The organism is Arthrobacter sp. MDT1-48-3, assembly GCF_054511015.1.
Genome location: NZ_JBTNDL010000007.1, coordinates 154,584 through 178,179 on the forward strand (window position 1 = coordinate 154,584; position 23,596 = coordinate 178,179).

A 23,596-nucleotide genomic window follows, 5' to 3' on the forward strand; every position below is an offset into this window, starting at 1 on the left:
TCGTCATCGCAACACAGGAGGACACACGTCACTCCGGGAAACGCACATTCAGCTGAAACGCTACCGCCAGCGGGGCCCGATCACTAATCCTGCTGCCCTTCGCCGTGCACCGGTGACCAGCGCCGCTCAGCGGACCAGGTCGGCGAGGCGGGCGACCGCCGCCTCGATCCTCTCGTCGCTGCCCGTGAGCGCGACCCGGATGAAACCTGAACCCGCATCCCCGTAGAACGTGCCGGGGCCCGCGAGGATGCCGAGCCCGGCCAGGCGGCCGATGGTGTCCCAGGTGGGCTCGCCGTCGGACGCCCAGAGGTACAGGCCGGCCACGGAACCGCTGATGGTGAATCCGGCGGCCTCGAGGGCCGGGACCAGCAGGGCACGGCGTCGCCGGTACAGGTCCTTCTGTTCCGCCACGTGGGTGTCGTCACCGAGCGCCACGCGCATCGCTTCCTGCACCGGATAGGGCACGATCATGCCGGCGTGCTTGCGCGAGTTGACGAGGCTGGCGATGATCGCCGGATCGCCGGCCGTGAAGGCAGCACGGTACCCGGCGAGGTTGGACTGCTTGCTCAGTGAGTAGACGGCCAGCAGGAGCTCGTGCGAGCCGCCGGAGACCCGTGGGTCGAGGACGCTGGGCACGGGTTCGCCACCCTCCGCGGGATCCCAGGCGCCCCAGCCCAGTTCCCCGTAGCACTCGTCCGATGCGACGACGGCTCCGAGGGAGCGGGCGTCGTCGACGATCGCCTTCAGGGCGTGGACGTCGAGCACGTCCCCCGTGGGGTTGCCCGGCGAGTTGATCCAGACGAGGCGCACCCGGGCGCGCACGTCCGCGGGGAGTTCCGCCAGGGAATCGGCCGGGACGGGCGTCGCACCCGCGAGATGGGCTCCGATGTCGTAGGTCGGGTACGCCACCGTGGGACGGACGACGACGTCCCCCTCGCCGAGTCCCAGCAGGAGCGGCAGCCACGCGACCAGTTCCTTGGACCCGACGGTGGGCAGGATGTCGAGGGGATCCAGGCCCGGCACGCCGCGGCGGCGCGCGAACCAGGCGCTGATGGCTTCCCGCAGCGCTGTGGTGCCGTGCGTGGTGGGGTACCCGTGCGCATCGGCGGCCGCGGCCAGCGCGGACCGGATCAGTTCCGGGGTCGGATCGACGGGCGTCCCGATGGACAGGTCCACCACGCCCGCCGGGTGCTCGGCGGCGACCGCCCGGTAGGGCGCCATCGCGTCCCAGGGGTAGTCGGGCAGGTGCAGGCCGAACGGCTTCGGCTCCCCGGCCACCACCTACGCGGGCTGGTTCTGGGGCGGCAGGGCCGCGATGATGGGGTGGTCGAAGCCCGTGTTGCCGACCTTCGCGGCACCGCCGGGCGAGCCGAGATCGTCGAAGAACTCGACGTTCGCCTTGTAGTACTCGGCCCACTGCTCGGGAGTGTCGTCCTCGTAGTAGATGGCCTCCACCGGGCAGACGGGCTCGCACGCGCCGCAGTCCACGCATTCGTCGGGGTGGATGTAGAGCGACCGCTCGCCCTCATAGATGCAGTCGACAGGGCACTCTTCGATACAGGCCTTGTCCTTGACGTCCACGCATGGCTGCGCGATTACGTAGGTCACTTCCCACGCCTTTCGTTGGAGCTGGGTCGGCTGCGCACCCGAGGTGCGGTCTCCAGCTTAACGCAACGCCTCCCTCCGGCAGGACCACCCGCTCCCCGCCCGGGGTCGGCCGCGCCGACGCGCCCGGAGGTCTACCCTTGACGGGTGCAGAGCCCCCTCGACCTCCTCGCCTCGCTCCCTCTGAATACGAGGGTCGTCGTGCGGCGCCGCCTCGACGACGGCTTCACCGACTCGCTGGGCGACCTGATCGCGCGGGACGGCACCAGCTGCACCGTGCGCACCCGCAGGGGGGACGACGTCGTCCTACTCTCCGATGTGGCGGCCGCGAAGACGGTGCCGCCGGCTCCGCCGCGCAGGGCCCCCCGCCGGGGAACGGCGTAACAGTGATTGGGACCTATCAATCGATAGGTCGAATTCCCGTATAATCGGCGGATGGACACAGACGAGGATCTCCAGGCCCGAGGCCGGGCGCTCAGCTCCCCTGTCAGGCTCCGCATCCTGCGTCTGTGCCTCCACAAGGCGAGGACCAACAAGGAGATCGCCGAGACGCTGGATCTCAATCCGGCGACGGCGCTGCACCACGTGCGCACCCTCCTGTCCACCGGTTTCCTCGCGGCCGACGACGCCCGCACCGGCAACCGTGGCGCCAAGGAGATCCCCTACCGCGCCACAGGGTTGTCCTGGCACAGCCGTATCCCGAATGCGGCGCCCGTGCTCGTGGAGACGTTCCTGCAGGAGATCGAGGGCCTGCAGCCGTCCGAGATCGACGTCTGGCGCCTCGGCGTCCGGCTCAACGACGAGCACCGCGCCGAGATGATGGGCCGCATCCGTGACGTGTTCGAGGAGTACGCCCGGCGGGACCCCGACGAGGACGGCACGGCCACCTCGATCATGCTCGCGCACCACCTGGACCGCACCGCGGACTGACTCCGCGGACTGCTAGCGGCGCCGCTGCGGACGCAGCACGACGGCGCCCAGCGTCACGGCGACGAGCGTCATCGCGAGCACACCGAAGAGCCAGAGGTTGCCCGCGGCGGCGGTCCCCGGGGCGACCTCCGACGAGCCGGTGAGGATCAGCGTCTTCGACGACGTGGACAGCAGGGCGACCACGCCGTACGCGACCACTCCTGCCACCGCCGTCATCGCGACGCTCCGCGCCCAGAGCCCGCTCAGCAGGAACAGGCTGCCGGCGAGCGCCAGTGCGGCCACCGCGCCCACGGGCAGCGCCGTACCGGCGACGAAGAGCACGTGCGCGTGCAGCAGCGTCCCGAACACCGCTGCCGTGATCCCGGCGACGGCAGCCCCCACCACGGCCACGATGCGGCTCGGGGCGGACGTCGCGGGGCCCGACGACCCGGGCCGGGCGCCAGGAGCCGCGGCCGCAGCCGCCCGTCGATCGTCGTCGCTCCCGTACCGTCCGGCGGCCGATGCGTCCGGCACGGACGGGTCCGCCCGTGAGATCGGGCCGGAGTCCCCCGTCCCCGGGAACGCCGAACGCCGGCCCTCCCCCGCTGGGGAGGCGCCGGCGTCGTCGTGTGCCATGGTGCTCGTGGAGCTAGGCGCGGGCGCGTGAACGCGAGGCGCGCATGCGCTCGTTGGCGTCGAGGATGACCTTGCGGATACGGATGGACTCCGGCGTGACCTCGACGCACTCGTCCTCGCGGGCGAACTCGAGGGACTCCTCGAGCGTGAGGTTGCGGGGCGGGGTCAGGTTCTCGAAGGTGTCGGAGGAGGCCGCACGCATGTTGGTGAGCTTCTTCTCCTTCGTGATGTTGACCTCCATGTCATCGGCGCGTGAGTTCTCGCCGACGATCATGCCCTCGTACACCTCGGAGGTGGGCTGCACGAAGAAGGAGCCGCGCTCCTGCAGGTTGATCATCGCGAACGGGGTCACGACGCCGGCGCGGTCGGCGATCATCGAACCGTTGGTGCGGTACTCGATGTCACCGGCCCACGGCTCGTAGCCCTCGGAGATGGACGCTGCGATACCTGCACCGCGGGTGTCGGTCAGGAAGCGGGTGCGGAAGCCGATCAGGCCTCGCGCCGGGACGATGAACTCCATACGGACCCAGCCGGTGCCGTGGTTGGCCATGTTGGTCATCCGGCCCTTGCGGGCGGCCATGAGCTGGGTGACGCCGCCGAGGTACTCCTCGGGGACGTCGATGGTCATGTGCTCCATCGGCTCGTGGATCTTGCCGTCGATGGTCCTGGTGACCACCTGGGGCTTGCCGACGGTGAGTTCGAAGCCCTCGCGGCGCATCTGCTCCACGAGGATGGCCAGTGCGAGCTCGCCGCGGCCCTGGACCTCCCACGCGTCGGGGCGTGCGGTGGGCAGGACGCGGAGCGAGACGTTGCCGATGAGCTCCTTGTCGAGGCGGTCCTTGACCTGGCGTGCCGTGACCTTGGCGCCCTTGACCTTGCCGGCGAGCGGCGAGGTGTTGATGCCGATGGTCACGGAGATCGCGGGGTCGTCGACCGTGATGAGCGGCAGGGGCTGGGGGTTGTCGACGTCGGTGAGGGTCTCACCGATGGTGATGCCCTCGATGCCGGCGACGGCGACGATCTCGCCGGGTCCGGCGGAGTCGGTGGGAACACGGTCCAGCGCCTTGGTGGCGAGGAGCTCGGTGATCTTGACGGACTTCAGCTCGCCGTTCTGGCGGGCCCAGGCGACGGTCTGGCCCTTGCGCAGGGTTCCGTTGAAGATGCGCAGCAGGGCGAGGCGGCCGAGGAACGGCGAGGCATCCAGGTTGGTCACGTGTGCCTGCAGGACACCCTCGGGGTTGTAGCGGGGTGCGGGGATGTGCTCGATGATCGTCTGGAACAGGGGCTCCAGGTTGTCGTTCGACGGCACGGTCCCGTCCGCCGGCTGCTCGAGCGAGGCGGCACCGGCGCGGGCGGCGGCGTAGACGACGGGAACGTTGAGGATCGCGTCGAGGTCGAGGTCGGGGACCTCGTCCGCGAGGTCGGAGGCGAGGCCGAGGAGCAGGTCCATGGACTCGCTGACGACCTCCTCGATGCGGGAGTCGGGGCGGTCGGTCTTGTTGACCAGCAGCACCACGGGGAGCTTGGCCGCGAGGGCCTTGCGGAGGACGAAGCGGGTCTGGGGCAGCGGGCCCTCGGACGCGTCGACGAGGAGGACGACGCCGTCGACCATGGACAGGCCGCGCTCGACCTCGCCGCCGAAGTCGGCGTGGCCGGGGGTGTCGATGACATTGATAGTGATCGTCTCGCCCTTGGCGGACGGACCGTCGTAGAACACCGTGGTGTTCTTGGCGAGGATGGTGATGCCCTTCTCGCGCTCGAGGTCACCCGAGTCCATGACGCGGTCGGCGACGTCGCCGTGCGCAGCGAACGAGTTGGTCTGCTTCAGCATGGCATCGACCAGGGTGGTTTTTCCGTGGTCAACGTGGGCCACGATGGCTACGTTGCGGAGATCGCTGCGGACAGCGGTGTTGCCTGTGGTTTCAGACATGCGTAAGGACTCAATTCAGTATCAACTGCGGGGAAAGTGACGGCGGCTGCAGTGCGCGCCCTCCTACCAGTCTAGGCGAGAGGTAAAAACAGACCTAATGCGCCCTGTCAATCGGCGTCCGGATTCGCTGTGGGCGCACAACGGCGGCGGCCCCCGGGAAGGGAACCGCCGCCGTCGTCCTCCGGTCGGCGCGGTGGGCGCCGTCGTGCCGGGCCGCTATGCGACCTCGGGAGGCAGCACGAGTCCGGCGCCGGGGATCGCCGCGAGCAGCGCCTGCGTGTAGGCGGTCTTCGGGTTGTCGAACACCTCGTCCGTGGTCCCCTGCTCGACGAGCCTGCCCTTCTCCATGACGGCCACGGAGTCGGCGATCTGCCTCACCACCGCGAGGTCGTGGGTGATGAAGAGGTAGCTCAGGCCGAGATCGGACTGCAGGTCGGCGAGCAGGTTCAGGATCTGCGCCTGCACCAGCACGTCGAGCGCCGAGACGGCCTCGTCGCAGATCACGACCTCCGGGTCCAGGGCCAGGGCGCGGGCGATCGCCACGCGCTGGCGCTGGCCGCCGGACAGCTCGTTGGGGAAGCGCTGCATCATCGCGGACGGCAGTGCCACCTGGTCGAGCAGCTCGCGTACCTTCTTCTCCCGGCTCTTCGCGTCCCCCACCCCGTGGACACGGAGGGGCTCCTCGATGGTCCGGTAGATGTTGTACATCGGATCGAGCGAACCGTAGGGGTCCTGGAAGATCGGCTGCACGCGGCGGCGGAAGTCGAACATCTCCTTGCGTCCGAGCGTGGTGATGTCCACGCCGTCGAAGCGGATGCTGCCCGAGGTCGCCCCTTCCAGCCCGAGGACCATCTTCGCGACGGTCGACTTGCCCGAGCCGGACTCGCCGACGACGGCGGTCGTGGTGCCGCGTGCGATCGAGAAGGACACCTTGTCCACCGCGGTGAACTCCGTGGACTTGCCCCAGTTCCCGCGGATCTTGAAGACCTTCGTCAGGTCCTCGACCTCGATCACCTTGTCCGGCGAAGCACTCTTCGCTGACGCCGGGGCGAGCAGGTCCTCCGTCTCGATGCCGGCCCGCTTCGCCGACTCGATGCGGCGGGACGCGATCGACGGCGCGGATGCCACGAGCTTCTGCGTGTACGGGTGGCGCGGGTTGGTCAGCAGCTCGAGGGCGGGACCCGCCTCGACGACCTGCCCCTTGTACATGACGATCACCTTGTGCGCGCGCTCGGCAGCGAGGCCGAGGTCGTGCGTGATGAGCAGCACGGCGGTGCCGAGCTCCTCCGTCATGGTGTCCAGGTGGTCGAGGATCTGCCGCTGCACGGTGACGTCCAGGGCCGACGTCGGCTCGTCGGCGATGAGCAGCCGCGGACGGCAGGACAGTCCGATGGCGATGAGGGCACGCTGGCGCATGCCGCCCGAGAACTCGTGCGGGTACTGGTTCGCGCGCGACTCGGCGTCGGGCAGGCCCGCCTCCGAGAGCACCTTCGCCACGTCCTGCGGGCCGCTCGGCAGGCCGTTGGCCTTCAGGGTCTCCCTGACCTGGAAACCGATCTTCCACACCGGGTTCAGGTTGGACATGGGGTCCTGCGGCACCATGCCGATAGAGGAACCCCGGAGCTCGATGATGCGCTTCTCCGACGCGGAGGTGATGTCCTCCCCGTCGAAGATGATGCTGCCGTTCGAGACGCGGCCGTTGGCCGGCAGGAGGCCGATGGCGGCGAGCGCCGTCGTCGACTTGCCGGAGCCCGACTCCCCCACGATCGCGACGGTCTCGCCGGGCATCACGGTCAGGTGCGCGTTGCGCACCGCCGGGACGTCCCCGTTCGACGTCGAGAAGGTGATGGCGAGGTCGCGGAGTTCGAGCAGCGGCTGCGGCATGCCCGACGGCGCTGCGGCCCTTGCGTTGCTGGTGCTGTGGCTCATCGTTTGCGTGCCTTCGGATCGAGAGCGTCACGCAGGGCGTCGCCCAGCATGATGAAGCTCAGAACGGTGATCGACAGCGCGAGGCCCGGCCAGAAGATGGCCATGGGGTTGCTGCGCAGCGACGGCTTCGCGGAGAAGATGTCGTTCCCCCACGACATGACGTCCGGCGGCAGTCCGATGCCGAGGAACGACAGCGTCGACTCCGCCACGATGAACGTGCCGAGGGAGATCGTCGCGATGACGATCACCGGTGCGAGCGCGTTCGGGATGACGTGCTTGACGAGGGAGCCCAGCGGCGAGACGCCGAGGGACCGCGCGGCCGTCACGAAGTCGGCGTTGCGCACCTCGATGACCGCCGCACGCGTGATGCGCGCGATCTGCGGCCAGCCGAACGTCACGAGGATGACCACCAGCGTCCACACGTTGCGGTTCTGCTGGAAGACGGGAAGCTGCACCACGACGATCGCACCGAGGATCAGCGGCAGGGCGAAGAAGATGTCGCCCACGCGGGCGAGGACCGCGTCCACCCAGCCGCCGAAGAAGCCGGCCAGCGCGCCGATCAGCCCTCCGATGAGGACCACGCCGAGCGTGGCGAACAGACCCACGGTGAGGGAGGACTGCGTGCCGTAGACGACGCGCGAGAGGATGTCGCAGCCCTGCACGGTGAAGCCCAGCGGATGGCCGGGGGCCGGCCCGCCGTCGGAGTTCTCGAGCAGGCAGTTCTCGTTCGGCGGCTCGTTCGTGAAGATGCCGGGGAACAGCGCCACGAAGACCACTGCGAGGATCAGGACGGCGCTGATGAGGAACAGCGGCTGCTTGCGCAGGCTGCGCCACGCCTCACCCCACAGGCTGCGGGGCGCGGCGTCGGACACAGCGCTGTCGGTTGCCCGCACCGGTGTCTCGTCGGGGTCCGCCACGAAGTGCTCGATCGGGTAGGCGGACTTCTTGGTGCGTGCCACGGGGGTGGGTGCCTCGGTGGGAGCTTGCGTCCCGGTGGAGGTGGGTGTTGGTTCAGGCATATCGAATCCTTGGGTCCAGCCACGCGTACAGGAGATCCACCAGCAGGTTCGCGAGGCAGAAGATGAGGATCAGGAACGTGACGATCGAGACGACCATCGGTCCGTCTCCGTTCAGCACGGCACGGTAGAGGGTGTTGCCGACGCCGTTGACGTTGAAGATTCCTTCGGTGACGATCGCGCCGCCCATGAGGGCGCCGAGGTCGGCTCCGAGGAAGGTCACCACGGGGATCAGCGAGTTGCGGAGGACGTGCACGACGACGACGCGCCGGCGGCTGAGGCCCTTGGCCGTCGCCGTGCGGACATAGTCCGCATTCACGTTCTCGATGATGCTGGTACGGGTCAGGCGCAGGACGTAGGCGAAGGACACCAGGCCGAGGACGACCGCCGGGAGCAGGAGCTCCGTGAAGGTGGCGTCACCGCTGACCGTCGGGTTGGTCCATTGGAGCTTGACCCCGATGAGGAACTGCATCAGGAAGCCGAGCACGAAGATGGGCACGGCGATCACGATCAGGGACAGCACGAGCACGGAGGAGTCGAACAGCTTGCCCTTGCGCAGGCCCGCGATGAGGCCGAAGACGATGCCGAAGACGGCCTCGATGACCAGGGCCATGACGGCGAGCTTCGCCGTCGTCGGGAAGACCTCGGCGATGATGGTGGCGATCGGCCGGCCCGAGAAGTTGGTGCCGAGGTCGAACGTCAGCACGCCCTTGAGGTACAGCAGGTACTGGATCCAGAAGGGCTGGTCCAGGTTGTACTGCTCGCGGAGACCCGCGACGACGGCCGGGGTGCAGCCACGCTCGCCGCAGATGGCGGCGGTGGCGTCGCCGGGGAGGCTGAAGACGAGGAAGTACACCAGCAGGGTGGCGCCGAGGAAGACCGGGATCAGCTGCAGGAAGCGTCGGACGATGTACCAGACCATCAGTGCGCACCTCCCGGTGCGGCGTGCGTCCGGACGGGACGCGGGTGGGGGTTGCTCATGAGGTGGAAAACCTTTTCGTTGGCACGGAAAAGGGGCCTGCCCTGTGCCGGGCAGGCCCCGGGACCGCTACGGGTTACTTGCCGGTGATGGCGTAGTAGAGCGGAACACCGTTCCAGCCGAACTCGACGTTGTCCACGTTGTTGCTCCAGCCGCCCTGGGCGACCTGGTACCACAGCGGGATGGCCGGGAGGTCCTCGAGGAGCTGCTCCTGGGCCTTGTTCATGGCCTCGTTGCCCTCCTCGACGGAGCTGGCGGCGAGTCCGTCGGTCAGCTCCTGGTCGAACTCCGGGTTGCTGTAGCGGGCATCGTTGGATCCGGCGCCGGTGGCGTAGATCGGTCCGAGGAAGTTGTACAGCGACGGGTAGTCGGCCTGCCAGCCGGCACGCAGGGCACCGGTGAGGGTCTCCTCCGTGGCTTCCGTACGCGCTTCCTTGAAGGTCGCGTACGGCTTGCCCGCGACCTCGATGCCCAGGTTGTTCTTGATGTTGTTCACCACGGCCTCGACCCACGTCTTGTGGTCGCCCTTGTCGGCGTTGTAGCCGATGGTCAGGGGCTGCGACTCGTCGTAGGGCGCGATCTTCTCGGCGTCGGCCCAGAGCTTCTTGGCCTCCTCCGGGTTGTACTCGAGGTTCTCGCTGCCCGGCAGGTCCGCGCTGTAGCCCTCAAGGACGGGAGCGGTGAAGTCCTTCGCAGGTTCACGACCGCCGTTGAAGATGACCTCGGTGATCTCGTCACGGTTGATCGCCATCGAGAGCGCCTGGCGCCGCAGCTTGCCCGCCTCACCCTCCCAGTTCGGGAGGTAGTACGGCACGGCGATCGTTTGGTTACCCGCGTAGGGCGACTCGATGGAGCGCTCGCCGAGGTCGTTCTTGAAGTTCTTGATGTCGCTCGTCGGGATCGTCTTCAGCACGTCGAGGTTGTCCGAGATCAGGTCCTGGTAGGCCGTCGTGTCGTTCTGGTAGATCTTGAACGTCACGCCGCCGTTCTGGGCGGCCTGGGGGCCTTCGTACTCGTCGTTCGGCACGAGTTCGATCTGCTGGTTGTGCTGCCAGGCACCCTCGGACGCGAACTTGTAGGGTCCGTTGCCGATCGGGTTCTCGCCGAAGGCTGCAGGATCCTCGAGGGCGGCGGCGGGCAGCGGGAAGAACGCACTGTACCCGAGGCGCAGCGGCCAGTCGGACTCGGGCTGGGCCAGCTTGACGGTGAACGTCCGGTCGTCGACGACGGTGAGGCCGCTCATGGTCTCCACGGTGGAGCCCTCGGCACTGGCCTCGTCGTAGCCTTCGATGCTCTCGAAGAAGTAGCTCGAGAGCTGCGCGTTCTTCGCGGCGGCGCCGTAGTTCCAGGCGTTCACGAAGGAGCTCGCGGTGACGGGGTCACCGTTGGTGAAGGTCTTGCCCTCCTTGAGCGTGATCGTGTAGTTCTGGGCGTCCTCGGTCTCGATGGACTCTGCCATCTCGTTCTGGGGCTTGCCCTCGGCGTCGTAGCTGACCAGGCCCGCGAAGATGAGGTCGAGGATCGCTCCGCCACCCACCTCGTTGGTGCTGGTGGGGATCAGCGGGTTCTGGGGCTCGGATCCGTCCACCACGATGACGGCGTCCGTGGTGCCGCCGCCCGTGCTGGATTCAGTGCTTCCGCCGCCGCATGCACTCAGCGACAGAACGGCGATGGCCGCGACGCTGAGCATTTGGGAAGTGCGCGTGAAACGCATTCCGCCTCCTAGGTATTTGGGTCGTTCCGGCGTTGATGTGGCCGGATAGTTGTCCCGCAGGTAGCGAGAGCCAACTCACACCGGAAGATTCTATGCCCGTTCTGTTGCTTCCCTGAACATCCTGTCGGGGAAGGCTCCCAGCCGGCTTTCAGCTTCGGCAGCCGTTCCAGTATTTCCGCAGGCCAGCGGGGAGAAGGGCGCGGCATCACGCTTTGATAACGGGTGCGGGAACTGGCACTCCGGCTCTGTACCGGCGACAGGACGACGCGGCGGATCCCTGCAGCGCCCGCCACGGCGGGACCTGCAGGGAGCTCACGGGAGAGCCCGCCCCGCCGGTAGGCAGGACGGGCTCCTCGCCGGTGCGGGGCGGCTAGTCGGTCGACGCCAGGAGCTTCGCCCGCAGTTCACGGCGCTCGCGCTGTTTCGCCGGATCGGGCAGCGGAACGGCCGCCAGCAGCCGCTGGGTGTACGGGTCCTGCGGGCTGCGGAGGATCTGGTCACGGGTGCCCTGCTCCACGATCCGTCCGCGCTTCATCACGCAGATGTAATCCGCGAGCACGTCCACGACGGCGAGGTCGTGGGTGACGAACAGGCAGGCGAAACCGAGTTCGCGCTGCAGGTTCTGGAAGAGCTCGAGGACCTTCGCCTGCACCGACACGTCCAGGGCCGACGTCGGCTCGTCCGCGACCATCAACTTCGGCTTCAGCGACAGCGCCCGCGCGATGCCGACGCGCTGCTTCTGACCGCCGGAGAGTTCGTGGGGATACCGGTTGCGGTAGGAGCGCGGCAGCTCCACCTGGTCGAGCAGCGTCTCGATGCGCTTCTGCAGCTCACCGCCCTTGGCCTCACCCGCGAGGAACATCGGCTCACCGATGCTCTCGCCGATCGGCAACCGGGGATTCAGCGACGACGACGGGTCCTGGAACACCATCCCGACATGGCGCCGCACCGCCACGAGCTCCCTGGACGTGGGCCGGAGACCGGAGATGTCGGTACCCACGACCTTCAGCGACCCGGCGGCCACGGGCAGCAGGCCGACGGCGGCCCTGCCGATGGTGGTCTTGCCGGAGCCCGATTCGCCGACGAGCCCGATGACCTGGCCGGGGTAGACGGTGAGGTTCGCGCCCTCCACCGCCCGGAAGGCCGGGACCCGACCCTGCTTCGGGTACTCGATGGCGACGTCGACGAGCTCGAGCACCGGCGCGGCGGCCGGAGGGGCCACCGCGTCCTCGGCCGGGAGTTGGGCGAGGACCTCCTGCTCACGCCGTTCCAGCTCGTCGTGATCGATCGTCTGCAGCTCCGTGTGGGTCGCCGCCGCCAGCGCCGCGGTGATGTCGACGTCGTCGTCCCCGTCCCCCTGTCCGAGGTGGGGCACGGCGGCGAGCAGCGCCTTCGTGTACTCGTGCTGCGGAGCGTTGAAGATCTGCTCCGCCGTGCCCGTCTCCACGATGCGTCCCTTGCGCATCACGGCGATCCTGTCGGCGAGGTCCGCCACCACGCCCATGTCGTGCGTGATCAGCACGATCGCGCTGTTGAGCTGGTTCCGCAGGTTGCGCATGAGGTCGAGGATCTCGGCCTGCACGGTGACGTCGAGGGCCGTGGTCGGCTCATCGGCGATCAGGAGCTTGGGGTCGCAGGACAGCGACTGAGCGATCATCGCGCGCTGGCGCTGGCCGCCGGAGAGCTGGTGCGGGTAGGAGCGGAACGCCTTGTCGGGATCCGGAAGCTCGACCATCTGCAGCAGGCGCAACGCCCGCTGCCTGGCCTCGTCCGGGGAGATCTCGTTGTGCAGGCGCAGCGTCTCGACGATCTGGAACCCGACGGTGTACACGGGGTTCAGCGCGGTCATGGGCTCCTGGAAGATGACCGCGACGTCGTTGCCGCGGATCTGCCGCAGCTTCGCCGGCGACATCGTCAGCACGGACTTGCCGTTGAGCAGCACCTCACCCGTGACGCGGCTGTTGGAGGGCAGCAACCCGAGCAGCGACATGGAGCTGGCGCTCTTGCCCGAGCCGGACTCCCCCACGATCGCCAGCACCTCGCCGGCCATCACCTCGTAGTTGAGGTCAATCGCCGCCGGGACCCACTTCTTGTCCACGCCGAAGTCGACGCTGAGGTTGCGGACCTCGAGCACGGGCCCCTGGGACGCGTCGCGGTCCGCGCCGGTGTCACCGGTGCCGCCGATTACCTGGGTACTCATGAGGGGATCTCCTTCGTGACGGAGGCACCGCGCGGGCGCGCAGCCTCCTGGATTGCCGCGCGCGGCTGCGGTGCTGGGACTATTGAGCCATGGAGAGCTCGAGGGAAGTGGCAGGGGCCACCGTGTTCAAACCGCGCACCGGTGTCTGGTTCACGGGGGTCGCTGTCCTCGTCGCTGCGGGCGGACTCGCGTCGGTCGTGGCGACCGAGGGCGCGGGCGGCCTGCTCGCGGGCTGGCCGCTCGTCGGAATCGCCTACCTCGGCTGGTGGCTGTTCTGGTACCCGGCGGTCGTCCTCGCGGAGGACGCCGTGACCCTCCGCAACCCGCTGGCGACCGTCCGCGTCCCCTGGGCCGCGCTGATCGATGTGGACACCAAGTACGCCCTGAAGCTCGTGACGCCCACCGGTGCCTTCACCGCCTGGGCCGCGCCTGCTCCGGGAGTCTGGGGAACCCACGCGGGGAAGCCCGAGCACGTGACCAATCTGCCGTCCACGAGTTACGGCCCCGGAGGGTCCATCCGCCCGGGCGATCTCAAGAACACGGATTCCGGCTACGCGGCGTACCTGGTCCGCTCGCGCTGGCAGGACCTGGTGGAGAGCGGCGCGCTCGATGTCGACCGCCCGGAACGCGCCCGACGCTCCTGGAATCTCCCGCATCTCGCCGTGGCGGTGGTCCTGGTCGCCGCGGGCGCCGCGTCGCTGAACCTCGCGTCCTAGGAAGCTCCTCACGCCGCGGCGGGCTTCTCTGCGTCCTTGGCCCGGTTGGCGTTGAACTTCTTCTGCCGCGGGTCGAAGGCGTCGCGCAGTCCGTCGCCGATGAAGTTGATGCACAGGCAGATGAGCACGATGAACAGCCCGGGGAACCAGAACAGCCACGGACGCGTCTGGAACGCCTCCTGGTTCTGGCTGATGATCAGGCCCAGGGACACATCGGGTGCCTTCACGCCGAACCCGATGTAGCTCAGGGCTGTCTCGAGCAGGATGCCCGCGGACATGAGCAGCGTGGTGTTCACGATGATCACGCCGACGGCGTTCGGCAGGATGTGCTTGAAGATGATGCGGGTGTTGGACGCGCCGGCGATCTTCGCCGCGTCGACGAACTCGCGCTCCCGCAGCGTGAGGAACTCGCCGCGGACCAGGCGGGCGAGGCCCGTCCAGGCAATCAGGCCGAGGAAGATGCCGAGCAGCCACACCTGGGCGCCGCTGCCGACGAACCGGTTGACGGACTCGCCCAGCGTCGCCGCGATCAGGACCAGGGGGATGATGATGATGATGTCGGTGAAGCGCATCAGCACCGCCTCGGTCCAGCCCCGGAAGTAGCCGGAGCACGCCCCGACCACGACGCCGACGAGGCACGCGAGAGCGCCGATGAGGAACATGATGATGATCGAGTTCTGCGCTCCGCGCATCGTCATCGCGAAGTAGTCGCGCCCGATGGAATCCTGCCCGAACGGGTGCTCACCCCAGCTGAACGGTCCGGTGACGGTCGGGGCACCTCCGTTGAGCAGGGCGACGAATTCGGTGTGGTTGTACTTCCACCAGCCGGGGATGCCCGCGAACCCGACGGACGTGAACGCGAGGACGAAGATGATGGCGAACACGATGAGGCTGATGATCGCGGCCGTGTTGTCGAAGAACTTCCTGCGGACGATCTGCCCCTGGGACAGGCCCTTCGCCTCGACCTCCGGGACGGGGTGGGTGGGACCGGTGATGGTCCCCGCTTCTCCGCCGGGCAGGTCGGAGGGAGTCTGAGTGCTCATGCTTTCACCCTTACACGAGGATCGAGGAACGAATACACGATGTCGGCCACCAGGTTGAAGACCAGCGCCAGGATGCCGGCCACGAGGAAGAAGCCCATGATCGGATCCGGGTCGGTGCGCTGCAGCGCCTGCACGAAGAGCTGCCCCATCCCTGCGAAGGCGAACACCTGCTCCGTGATGATGGCACCGCCGATCAGGGCGCCGATGTCGAAGGCGACGAGGGTCGCGAGGGGGATGAGCGCGTTGCGGAAGGCGTGCCGCATGACCACGGTCCGCTCGCTGAGGCCCTTCGCGCGCGCCGTGCGGATGTAGTCCATGTTCATGATCTCAAGCATCGATGCGCGGGAGTACCGGCTGTAGCTCGCAAGTGAGGCGAGCAGCAGTGCGAGGGTGGGCAGGAGCAGATGGGTGAATGTGTCGAGGCCCGTGACCCAGAAGGTCCCCTCGAGCCCGGGCGTCTCGGCGCCCACGGTGGCGATCGGCCTCCCCCGCACGCGCGAGTTGCTGACGTAGGACGGCCACGTGACCATGAAGCGGTCCACCACGATCAGCAGTCCCATGAGCAGGCCGGTGATGGCCGCTGCCCTCATGCTCTGACCGCGGTCGTACCCGCCCATGACGTAGCCGACCGCCATGCCGACGAGCACGGTGAGGATCGCGAGGACGACGATCATCCAGATCGTGGCGGCGTTGAGGATCGGGTTGACGACGTAGTACGCCACCAGGCCGATCGCCACCATGATGAGGGACGAGTACAGGGCCTTGCGGTTGCGCAGCCCCGCCGTCAGCAGCACGATGCCGAAGGCGATACCGACGCCCGTGACGAGGATGACGATCGGCCCGAGCCCGGGAGAGGAGAACCAGTCGACGAGGTCCAGCACGAACAGGAGCGCCGCGGCGACGACGGCGCCCAGGACGAAGGCGATCCCCTTGCGCTTCCATGACCTGCTGGCGAACAGCGCCCAAATGAGGCCGCTGGCGATGGCGACGACGAGGATCGTCGAACCCGGTATCCGGGGATCGGCGAGGAAGTTGTTGAAGCCGATGGCGCCGAACTCCTTGAGGAGGACGGCGAGCCAGAAGATCGGCAGGGAGAAGAACAGGAAGGACATGAACGTGACGCCGTAGTCCAGTCCGCTGTACTGGCGCAGGGCGGTGATGATGCCCAGCGAGACACCGATGATGATCGCCAGTACGGTGGCCGTGGTGACAAGCGTGATGGTGTTGCCCATCGCGCGGACGAGTGCCGTGGTCACGGCTTCACCCTGGATGCTCGATCCGAGGTCGCAGGTCGCCGCGAAGGGGATCAGGCACTTCGCGGCACCCGCCAGCCAGCCGAAGTAGCGCAGCGGCGCCGGCGTGTTGAGGTCGAGAAGCTCCGTCCGCGCCTGGATGAGCTGCTCCCGGTTCGGGGCGTTGCTGGCCCGGAGCTCCTCCAGCGGATCGCCGGAGAGCGCCGTGAGCTGGTAGACCACGAAGGACGCACCGAACAGGATGAGGACGGCCGTCACCAGACGCCGAACGATGTAGGTCACCATAGATTTCGAGCCTCAATATCGGATTCGATGGGTCATTCCCGTGCTATCGCAGAAGTGTAGTGCAGGGTTTCAGGCCGCCGGGACGCGGCCGATCCCGCACTTCCGGGAACCTCTGTACGGGCGCCGACCGGGCGGCACCCTCGCTGTAGGCGGAACAGACGAAGGCGCCGGGACAGGCGATTTCTCCTGTCCCGGCGCCTCCTCGCTCAGAGCCGGTGTCCCGGTGGTCGAGCTATTGGGCGATCTGCCAATCCCAGAAGTTCCACCAGACACCGGTCAGGTTCGGCATGTACTCGACGCCGCTGACGTTGTCGCTGTAGGCATTCATGCCCGGCACCTGGAACAGGGGCAGTCCGTACTTCGAGTCCCAGATGAGCTTGTCGATCTGGACCTGCAGTTCGTCCTGCTTGTCGGGATCCGTGGTCACGACGAGCTCGTCCATCAGCTCGTCGGCCTCGGGGCTCGAGAACCCGTTGAAGTTGGAACCGGCCTCACTCTTGAAGATCTGCGGCACGCCGGATACGCCGACACCCGTGTTGATCCAGCCGAAGATGGTCGCATCGTACGTGCCGTTGCCGAGTGCCGCACTCCAGTCGGAGGCACCGAGGCCGCCGTCGACGATCTTGAAGCCGGCCTGCGAGGCGGACTCCGCGATCAGCGTGTAGGAGTTGAGGCGGTTCGGGTTGTCGCGGTTGTACATGATCCTGACCTCGGGTGTCGCCCCGTCGAGCAGCTCCTTCGCCCCTTCGATGTCGACCTCGTCGTAGGCGTCGGACCCGTTGTTCGAGGCGGCCTCCTCGTAAGGCTCCTGATCGGTCAGGAAGAGCTGGGAGTCGAGCGGCTCAGCGTCAGGGTTCAGCTTCTTGGTGATGGAGTCCACCAGCTGCTGGCGGGGCACGGTCTTCATGAAGGCTTCGCGGACCTTCTCGTCCTCGAAGACACCGCTGAAGTTGAGATCCAGGTGGTCGTAGGACAGTTCATTTCCACGCACGAGGGTGACGCCCTCAACGGCTTCCAGCTGCTCGACGGTGTCTGCCGAGGCCTGCGGTGCAATGATGTCGACCTCACCGTTCTGCAGCGCCTGGACCTGCGCAGGCGCCTCGCCGATGTAGCGGACCGTGATCTCGTCCACCTTCGGGATGGGGCCCCAGGTGTAGTCCTCGTTGCGAACGAGCGTCATGGACTGGTCCGGAGTCATGGCCGAGGCGATGAACGGACCGTTCGAGAGGAACAGCGACGGATCGGTCGGCAGCGACTTGGTGTCGAAACCGGCGTTCCAGAAGTCGGCTACAGCCTGCACCTCGGGGCGCTCGACGGGGTTCTCAGGGTCGCCTGCCGGTGCGGTCTGAATGAGCTCGATGAGCGCGTCCTCGTCGGCGAGGCCGCCCTTCTCGGCCAGGACGTGGGCGGGCGTGTCGAGCCCCCCTTCGTTCATTAGCCCGAAGGCGACCTCGTAGTCGGCGAACGGCTCGGAGTAGTTGAGCGTGATCGAGCGCCCGTCCTCACCGATCTCCGGGAGCTCGGTGAGGGCGAGACCGGTGGTGTCGCCCGCGTAGTCGAAGTAGGTCGCACCCGACACGACTTCACCCGCCTCGTCGGTGGTGGAGTCGTTGAAGTAGCCCGACTCGATGGCCCACTGCAGCAGCAGGTCTCCGCCGTCGACCGGTTCGCCGTCGGACCAGCTGACGCCCTCGTTGATCGTGTACTTGACGCTGAGCGGGTCCTCGGAGAGGACCTCCATGGTTCCGAAATCCTCATTCGCGACGAGCTCGAGGTTGTTGTCGATGTAGTTGAACCCGGAGTGGGTCGCGTAGGCGATGACGCCGTTGATGTCGACATTGCCCTCCGAGGTGCTCGCGTTGAACGAGCTGAAGGCATTCACCTCTACGACACGGATATTTCCACCCGTCGCTTCGCCCTCGGCGCTCTCCTCGGGTGCCTCAGCACCCGTGTTTGCAGCGCAGGCGCTCAATGCGAGTGCTGCGACAGCAGCGACGCCCAAAGCTTTGGAAGTACGTCCGAAACGCATTCCGCCTCCTAATTCATAGTGTGGTTCCAGCTTCACGCGGTGTTGCATGACAGCCGACACGCGACCCGAGAGGGTGACGCCACTCACGTGAGCAAAAGCCTAAGTGCACTCTGTTACCAACAGGTACCTCTGGGACATCCGCCCGAGTGTTGTTATCGAGCTGCAACCAAATGGTCACAGGCCTTCGCCACTGCATCTGCGGCAACACCTGGTCGTCTCTTCGGTCCCCGGCGTGCTGAGGGCGACTCCTGCTTGAAATGGCGCTGTGCGCGGTGTTTTGCTGGGGAGGCCGGCACCGCCGGCCGGGTGTCGCCGTCGTGCGAGGAAGCTGCAGCGGCGCACTGTCGACGACACGGGACGGACGTGAAGCGGGATGGCGTGGCTCTTCGTGGACAAGCACGCGGCGGTCTGGGACGACGACGCCGATGTCCAGGCGGCGATCGGAGCGCTCAAGGTCCGGCTGGACCAGCATGCCGAGGTGCACCTGTCCATCCAGAGCAGGGGCCTGAAGGGGCCGGTCTTCGTCATCACCAGGGAGACGGTGCTCAGCTCCCCCGAGCTGAGCAATCGCTTCAACGCCGACCTGTTCGCCGAGCTCACGACGCCGACCGCGCGGAACAGCCCGACCATCCACTGGTTCTCGGACGGGCGCGGCTTCGTCTCGGAGACGAACAGCCGCATGTGGTGAGGAGCCGGCCCTCGCCGTTCTCCCAGCCGGCGTGGCATCCGGCGCATAGGCTGGGATCAGTCGTCCACTGACCCGATCTTCCGGAGGAAGCCATGCCCGTCAGTCCTCGCCCGCTGCGCAAGCTCGGCTTCCTCACGATCGGCCTGTTCGATCCGGTGGATCCGGCCGCCGGGCATGAATCGACCCTGCGGATCATCGAACTCGGAGAACGGCTGGGGCTCGACAGCGCCTGGTTGCGCCACCGTCACCTGCAGTTCGGGATCTCCTCCCCGATCGCGATGATGGCCGCTGCGAGCCAGCGGACCTCCCGGATCGAGATCGGCACCGCGGTGACCCCGCTGGGCTGGGAGAATCCGCTGCGCCTGGCCGAGGACCTTGCCACCGTCGACCTGCTCGCCGGTGGGCGGATCAACCCCGGCCTGAGCGTGGGGGAACCGATGCACTACGACACGGTGAAGGACGAGCTGTACCCGGACTCGGCGGATCTGGAGGACTTCGGCTACGCACGCGTGGAACGGCTCGCCCGGATGATCGCGGGGGAGCCGGTCCGGGAGTTCTCCGGCCGGCAGGGCGTCGTCGAGGAGTTCTCCGACCGCGTGGAGCCACACTCCCCCGGACTGCGTCGACGCCTCTGGTATGGAGCGGGCAGCAGCAGATCGGCAGTCTGGGCCGGGGCCAACGGCTTCCATCTGCTCTCCAGCAGCGTGATCTTCCCCGACCGGGACCAGGAACCGGATTTCGCCCGCATCCAGCAAGCCCAGATCCTCGCCTACCGCGAAGCCGCCGCGGCTTCATCCGCAGCGCCTGGTCCGGCCCGCGTCTCGCAGGGCCTGGTGGTGATCCCGACCGACTCCGCGTCATCGGACCAGCGCGAGAAGTACCAGCGGTACGTCGATGCACGCGTGCCCCGCACGAGGTCGCCGCAGGGGCCCAAGGGCATGCTGTTCGCCCCGGACCTCATCGGTACCAGCGCTGAGATCGCGGAGCAGCTGTACGCGCACGCGGGGTTCCAGGAGGTCGACGAGGTCGCGTTCGCCCTGCCCTTCAGCTTCGACCACGAGGACTACGTCCAGATCCTCACCGACATCGCCGGAAAGCTGGGGCCGGCTCTCGGGTGGGCTCCCGCCGGCGTCGGTCAGGCCGTCCGGTAGCTTCCGCGTAGCGGTTCGCGGAGCGGGAGTACACGTCGGCGGTCGGTGCGACGGAATCCGACGGGGCGGCGGGGCTTGGTCTACCGTTGGGACTGACCGATTCGACCACGGAGGCATCCTTGGCGACCCTGCACACACGCGCACCGGCTGCTCCGTCGACCCGATCCGGAGCCATCGACGCCCTCCGCGTCCTCGCGGTCGTCGCGGTCGTGACCGGTCACGTGTGGGCGGGACCGCTCATCGACGCCGGCCTCTACACCTGGCACGTCCCCGCGTTCTTCGTGCTCTCCGGGTACCTCTGGAAGAACCGCGAACCGCACTCACGAGGGGCTGTCGCAACGGAGGCGAAGAAACGCTTCAGGACCGTCATGACGCCCTACGTCGCATGGTTGGTCCTGACCCTCCTCGTCCACGTCCCCCTCCACATCAGGCGCGGCACGCTGACGACCGACGCCGTGACACTGCCCCTCATCGGCGGGTCCCTCAACGCGGGGCCTTTCGGTGCCTACTGGTTCATGAGTGCCCTGTTCGTCTCGGCCGTCATGTTCCGGGCGCTGGAGCGAGTTCCCCTTGCCCTCCGGGTCGCACTCATCGCGGCGATCACGGCGGTCACCTACCTGTTCGGGGACGTCCTCGCCCGGCTCCCCCTGTCGCTCGGGGTTGCCGGCGCCGCGCTGATCTTCCTGCTCGCCGGTCAGGGACTCCGGCGCGTCCGGAGTCGGGTGGAAGCGCCGATCCGGTTCGGCGCAGCGTGCCTCGTCGCGGGGGCCACACCTGTCGTCGCCGGAGTGTCTGCGCCACTGGACATGAAGTACAACGAGCTCGGCACTCCGGTCCTCAGCATCGTCGTGGCGGTGCTCATCAGCTCCGGCCTCGTCCTGATCCTCGAGGGCGTGTTCGCCCGGCTGCCGGCACGGGTCCACGTCCTGTCCACCAGGCTCGCCGCGGGTTGCCTGATGGTGGTGCTGACCCACACCTACGTGCTGTGGTTGCTCGCTGTCCCCGACACGGAGCGGCCGTTCTGGGTGCTGATCGCGGCACTGGCTTTGCCGTGGGCCGTCGCGATGACCCTCCACCGGACGCCGCTCTCTCCCGTCCTCCTCGGAGCACCACGCGCCAGCTGAACAGAACTACCTGCACCGGCGCGCGGGTCCTGACGCTCGGCCGGGCAGCCAGCCCGTACCCCGGCTCGTGCGGCCGGGCACGATGTCGTGCGCGTGGTTCAGGGTCGATCTGGCAGTGCCGCCGGGCGTGACCATCAGCGATGGTGCCGTTCTGGGGGGAATGCAGTCGTCGCGGGAGACCCCCCGTGGGAGCGTGCCACCCCGGCTCCTCGAGAATCGAGGATCCCTAGCGCCCCAGCGAGCGACCGAGCTTCCGGATGGCGGCATCGTAGGCCTCGTCCCAGGTCCAGCCCGCCGCCGGCGCTCCGGCCAGCTCCAGTGACACCAGCCCGTGGACCTGCCCCCACACGACTCCGACCATCGAGGCGATCTCATGATCCGCTGCTCCAGGCAATGCTGCGGCAACCGCGCTGAACAACGGCATGATCGACGGCTCGGCGGCAGCCGGCGTCGGCTGACACGGCACTTGGCCGGCCAGAGGGCCGGCGAACATCAGGCCGTAGAGGATCGGATGCTCCAGCGCCCAGGTCCGGTAGGCCCGGCCCAGGGCTTCGAGGCCGCCCGCCACGGCCTCCTGCTGGGAGGCCGCGAAGGAAGCAAAGCCGTCGTCGAGTACGGCAGTCAACAGTTCCGCCTTGCCTCCGAAGAGTGAATACACCGCCGTCGTCGACGTCCCGGCAGTAGCGGCGATGGTGCGCAGCGACACGGAGGCGGCGCCGTCGCGGGCGATGAGGGAGGCTGCAGTGTCGAGCAGCCTGCGTCGCAGGGTCTCGTCATGGGCGATAGGTCTTGCCATGGGACCAGTTTCCATAACACTGTTTCATAACAGCGTTATGACAGGAGAAGCACATGACGAACCAAGTGCACGCAGGACGTTTCACAGCAGACCCCAAGGGTGGCCCGGTGACGGTCTTCCTGATCGGAATGCGCGTCAACCGATGGTGGAAGTTCGGGACGGTGGCACGGGTGGGCGCGGCCATGCCGAGGATGCTCGCCCATCTGGCCGCAACGCCGGAGGCCGGTCTTCTGAGCTACCAGCAGTGGATCGGCCGGACCACCATCATCGTCAGCTACTGGAAGAGCCCGGAGCATCTGCAGCGGTTCGCGGCCGACCGGTCGGCGCCGCACCTGGAGCCCTGGCGCCGGTTCATGCGCGAATCCGCCGGCACCGGCGACGTCGGCGTTTGGCACGAAACATACGAGACGATGCCGGGTGGCAGGGAAAGCGTGTACAGCGACATGCCCGTCTTCGGACTGGCAGCGGCCACGGGCCATGTACCGGTAGGAGCGGGACTGAACACCGCGCGCCAGCGCCTTAATGCGGACGAGGTCGGGCGGCGCCTGCCGGAGTGAGCCGTTCCCGCCAGATCTCGCAGAAGAACCCGCCCAGCGGAAGAGACCTCCGACGCCGGCGCCGTGCAGGACCGGGCCACCCGCCAGCGTCATCGGCGGATCGCTTCGCGATCGCGTGGTGCACGGGGCGCTTCCTCCTCCGTGCCTTCACCGTGTGCAACCGGCAGAGCACACTCTGAGTCAGTCCGGCACACGCGGCCCACGGTTCGGGCCGGCAAGGGCTATACGTTGAAGCGGAACTCCACCACGTTCCGTAGCCGAACAACCTTTCGGGTTTGCTCGGCCGGCCTTTGGGGGGGGGGCTTGATACTCGCTGTGCCCGAACCGTCAGGCTCGTCGACTGAAGGAACAAGACTTCCTAACCACGGTAATAGTGGAAACTGATCGCGAATCCGGTGTGGCTCTCTGACCACATGACGCAGCCCTGAGGGTTGCTGTCTTTCCCCTGACCTGTCCGCCGGCTCGCGATCGCTTCACGTGCTGATGGGCATGGCTTGATAGGAGCCTGACTAGATCCCCTTACCGTATTGCCGGCTCGTCCTGGCCGCGTGAAGATTCACCGTCATCGAGAGGCAGCTATGTCAGATGTTCAAGCGCAGGATCGTCGCGTTGTGGTTGGGGTTGATACTCATGCTGACACCCATCACGTCGCCGTCGTCTCCGAGTACGGCAAGCCGATAGCCGACCACGCGTTCCCGACGGCCCCGGAATGAGGTTAGGGAGTGCTTTGACCTAGGTGACCATGCCGATGAGCTCGACGAGGGTCTGCGTGTGTCGTTTCATCGTCTCGACGAGCTACCTGTATCCAGGCTTTCAGGCGAAGACGTGTGATCATGTCAACCCTAAGTGGCCCCACGAGGACGGTCGTTTCTGGCCCCAGGTAGTGGTTCGTTGGCGGGATGGGAAGTATCCGGGCTATTTACCCTCAGCAGATCTTTCGGTCACTTGGGGCCCCGATGAGGATGATCTTGAGCCATGGTGTGAGCGAGACGGTAGGAGCCGGTGCCGGTTTCGATGATCGCTCCGTTGAACGTGA

At 67.4% G+C, this 23,596-nt stretch carries 20 protein-coding genes; 7 read left to right on the forward strand and 13 right to left on the reverse strand.

The genetic code is table 11. The features are described 5' to 3' along the window. Positions 1-126 precede the first annotated feature (126 nt). Positions 127-1,278 carry a succinyldiaminopimelate transaminase gene (dapC, locus tag ACX80L_RS14685; protein ID WP_459290555.1) on the reverse strand — a complete coding sequence of 384 codons (1,152 nt, stop codon included), beginning with the start codon at positions 1,276-1,278 and terminating at the stop codon, positions 127-129. A 3-nt stretch (positions 1,279-1,281) separates the two neighbouring features. Then, positions 1,282-1,608, reverse strand: coding sequence for a ferredoxin (fdxA, locus tag ACX80L_RS14690; protein ID WP_049829022.1), 327 nt, complete (start codon positions 1,606-1,608; stop codon positions 1,282-1,284). Between the two features lie 144 nt (positions 1,609-1,752). Here fdxA and ACX80L_RS14695 point away from each other — a divergent pair, with 144 nt between their 5' ends. Together ACX80L_RS14695 and ACX80L_RS14700 are read left to right on the forward strand one after the other, a co-directional pair. Continuing rightward, positions 1,753-1,989, forward strand: a complete 237-nt coding sequence (locus tag ACX80L_RS14695; RefSeq protein ID WP_133083292.1) for a hypothetical protein — start codon at positions 1,753-1,755, stop codon at positions 1,987-1,989. Positions 1,990-2,040: 51 nt separating this feature from the next. Continuing rightward, positions 2,041-2,535, forward strand: a complete 495-nt coding sequence (locus ACX80L_RS14700) for an ArsR/SmtB family transcription factor (protein ID WP_208741610.1) — start codon at positions 2,041-2,043, stop codon at positions 2,533-2,535. 12 nt (positions 2,536-2,547) lie between these two features. Here ACX80L_RS14700 and ACX80L_RS14705 read toward each other — a convergent pair whose 3' ends face one another. The 7 genes from ACX80L_RS14705 to ACX80L_RS14735 form a co-directional block, all read right to left on the reverse strand. Then, entirely contained in the window at positions 2,548-3,150 is a 603-nt protein-coding gene (locus ACX80L_RS14705) for a hypothetical protein (RefSeq protein ID WP_459290516.1), read from the reverse strand. Between the two features lie 13 nt (positions 3,151-3,163). Further along, a complete protein-coding gene (typA, locus tag ACX80L_RS14710) occupies positions 3,164-5,080 on the reverse strand; it encodes a translational GTPase TypA (protein ID WP_208741611.1) in 1,917 nt (638 codons plus the stop codon). A 216-nt stretch (positions 5,081-5,296) separates the two neighbouring features. Then, the gene (locus ACX80L_RS14715; RefSeq protein WP_133083296.1) at positions 5,297-7,009 is read right to left on the reverse strand and encodes a dipeptide ABC transporter ATP-binding protein; all 1,713 of its coding nucleotides are present in this window, start codon (positions 7,007-7,009) and stop codon (positions 5,297-5,299) included. Then, entirely contained in the window at positions 7,006-8,028 is a 1,023-nt protein-coding gene (locus ACX80L_RS14720) for an ABC transporter permease subunit (RefSeq protein WP_133083297.1), read from the reverse strand. The genes ACX80L_RS14715 and ACX80L_RS14720 overlap by 4 nt, the downstream gene beginning before the upstream one ends. Then, the gene (locus tag ACX80L_RS14725; RefSeq protein WP_459290519.1) at positions 8,021-8,947 is read right to left on the reverse strand and encodes an ABC transporter permease; all 927 of its coding nucleotides are present in this window, start codon (positions 8,945-8,947) and stop codon (positions 8,021-8,023) included. Before ACX80L_RS14725 ends, ACX80L_RS14720 begins: the two co-directional genes overlap by 8 nt. 133 nt (positions 8,948-9,080) lie before the next feature. Continuing rightward, entirely contained in the window at positions 9,081-10,718 is a 1,638-nt protein-coding gene (locus ACX80L_RS14730) for a peptide ABC transporter substrate-binding protein (protein WP_459290521.1), read from the reverse strand. Between the two features lie 370 nt (positions 10,719-11,088). After that, positions 11,089-12,918, reverse strand: a complete 1,830-nt coding sequence (locus tag ACX80L_RS14735; protein ID WP_459290523.1) for an ABC transporter ATP-binding protein — start codon at positions 12,916-12,918, stop codon at positions 11,089-11,091. Positions 12,919-13,007: 89 nt separating this feature from the next. Between ACX80L_RS14735 and ACX80L_RS14740 the strand changes: the two genes are divergently transcribed. Further along, positions 13,008-13,634 carry a PH domain-containing protein gene (locus tag ACX80L_RS14740; protein WP_459290525.1) on the forward strand — a complete coding sequence of 209 codons (627 nt, stop codon included), beginning with the start codon at positions 13,008-13,010 and terminating at the stop codon, positions 13,632-13,634. An 8-nt stretch (positions 13,635-13,642) separates the two neighbouring features. Here the strand turns inward: ACX80L_RS14740 and ACX80L_RS14745 are convergent, their stop codons facing one another. The 3 genes from ACX80L_RS14745 to ACX80L_RS14755 all read right to left on the reverse strand — a co-directional run bounded on the left by ACX80L_RS14745 (position 13,643) and on the right by ACX80L_RS14755 (position 18,097). Next, positions 13,643-14,677, reverse strand: coding sequence for an ABC transporter permease (locus ACX80L_RS14745; protein WP_459290527.1), 1,035 nt, complete (start codon positions 14,675-14,677; stop codon positions 13,643-13,645). Next, on the reverse strand, positions 14,674-16,215 hold the full coding sequence (locus tag ACX80L_RS14750) for an ABC transporter permease (RefSeq protein WP_208741619.1): 1,542 nt from the start codon (positions 16,213-16,215) through the stop codon (positions 14,674-14,676). The genes ACX80L_RS14745 and ACX80L_RS14750 overlap by 4 nt, the downstream gene beginning before the upstream one ends. A gap of 232 nt (positions 16,216-16,447) precedes the next feature. Next, a complete protein-coding gene (locus ACX80L_RS14755) occupies positions 16,448-18,097 on the reverse strand; it encodes an ABC transporter family substrate-binding protein (protein WP_459290529.1) in 1,650 nt (549 codons plus the stop codon). A 520-nt stretch (positions 18,098-18,617) separates the two neighbouring features. On the opposite strand from ACX80L_RS14755, the gene ACX80L_RS14760 reads away from it, so the two are divergent. The 3 genes from ACX80L_RS14760 to ACX80L_RS14770 all read left to right on the forward strand — a co-directional run bounded on the left by ACX80L_RS14760 (position 18,618) and on the right by ACX80L_RS14770 (position 21,207). Further along, complete coding sequence (locus tag ACX80L_RS14760) at positions 18,618-18,932, forward strand: hypothetical protein (protein ID WP_133082562.1); 315 nt, start codon at positions 18,618-18,620, stop codon at positions 18,930-18,932. Positions 18,933-19,024: 92 nt separating this feature from the next. Next, positions 19,025-20,083 carry an LLM class flavin-dependent oxidoreductase gene (locus ACX80L_RS14765; protein WP_459290531.1) on the forward strand — a complete coding sequence of 353 codons (1,059 nt, stop codon included), beginning with the start codon at positions 19,025-19,027 and terminating at the stop codon, positions 20,081-20,083. Between the two features lie 119 nt (positions 20,084-20,202). Next, positions 20,203-21,207: an acyltransferase family protein gene (locus ACX80L_RS14770; RefSeq protein ID WP_459290533.1), complete on the forward strand. Its 1,005-nt coding sequence runs from the start codon at positions 20,203-20,205 to the stop codon at positions 21,205-21,207. Positions 21,208-21,433: 226 nt separating this feature from the next. Here ACX80L_RS14770 and ACX80L_RS14775 read toward each other — a convergent pair whose 3' ends face one another. Then, complete coding sequence (locus tag ACX80L_RS14775; RefSeq protein ID WP_459290535.1) at positions 21,434-22,003, reverse strand: TetR/AcrR family transcriptional regulator; 570 nt, start codon at positions 22,001-22,003, stop codon at positions 21,434-21,436. 53 nt (positions 22,004-22,056) lie between these two features. Between ACX80L_RS14775 and ACX80L_RS14780 the strand changes: the two genes are divergently transcribed. Beyond that, positions 22,057-22,560 carry a DUF4188 domain-containing protein gene (locus ACX80L_RS14780; RefSeq protein ID WP_459290536.1) on the forward strand — a complete coding sequence of 168 codons (504 nt, stop codon included), beginning with the start codon at positions 22,057-22,059 and terminating at the stop codon, positions 22,558-22,560. The last annotated feature ends 1,036 nt before the right edge of the window (positions 22,561-23,596 follow it).

Bases quoted from the DNA above. Each gene is read 5' to 3' on its own strand.
- ACX80L_RS14745 (WP_459290527.1), bottom strand. From the start codon at position 14,677: ATGAGCACTCAGACTCCCTCCGACCTGCCCGGCGGAGAAGCGGGGACC.
- ACX80L_RS14725 (WP_459290519.1), bottom strand. From the start codon at position 8,947: ATGGTCTGGTACATCGTCCGACGCTTCCTGCAGCTGATCCCGGTCTTC.
- ACX80L_RS14720 (WP_133083297.1), bottom strand. From the start codon at position 8,028: ATGCCTGAACCAACACCCACCTCCACCGGGACGCAAGCTCCCACCGAG.
- ACX80L_RS14735 (WP_459290523.1), bottom strand. From the start codon at position 12,918: ATGAGTACCCAGGTAATCGGCGGCACCGGTGACACCGGCGCGGACCGC.
- ACX80L_RS14730 (WP_459290521.1), bottom strand. From the start codon at position 10,718: ATGCGTTTCACGCGCACTTCCCAAATGCTCAGCGTCGCGGCCATCGCC.
- ACX80L_RS14740 (WP_459290525.1), top strand. From the start codon at position 13,008: ATGGAGAGCTCGAGGGAAGTGGCAGGGGCCACCGTGTTCAAACCGCGC.
- ACX80L_RS14750 (WP_208741619.1), bottom strand. From the start codon at position 16,215: ATGGTGACCTACATCGTTCGGCGTCTGGTGACGGCCGTCCTCATCCTG.
- ACX80L_RS14775 (WP_459290535.1), bottom strand. From the start codon at position 22,003: ATGGCAAGACCTATCGCCCATGACGAGACCCTGCGACGCAGGCTGCTC.
- typA (WP_208741611.1), bottom strand. From the start codon at position 5,080: ATGTCTGAAACCACAGGCAACACCGCTGTCCGCAGCGATCTCCGCAAC.
- ACX80L_RS14715 (WP_133083296.1), bottom strand. From the start codon at position 7,009: ATGAGCCACAGCACCAGCAACGCAAGGGCCGCAGCGCCGTCGGGCATG.
- ACX80L_RS14765 (WP_459290531.1), top strand. From the start codon at position 19,025: ATGCCCGTCAGTCCTCGCCCGCTGCGCAAGCTCGGCTTCCTCACGATC.
- ACX80L_RS14780 (WP_459290536.1), top strand. From the start codon at position 22,057: ATGACGAACCAAGTGCACGCAGGACGTTTCACAGCAGACCCCAAGGGT.
- ACX80L_RS14705 (WP_459290516.1), bottom strand. From the start codon at position 3,150: ATGGCACACGACGACGCCGGCGCCTCCCCAGCGGGGGAGGGCCGGCGT.
- ACX80L_RS14700 (WP_208741610.1), top strand. From the start codon at position 2,041: ATGGACACAGACGAGGATCTCCAGGCCCGAGGCCGGGCGCTCAGCTCC.
- ACX80L_RS14760 (WP_133082562.1), top strand. From the start codon at position 18,618: ATGGCGTGGCTCTTCGTGGACAAGCACGCGGCGGTCTGGGACGACGAC.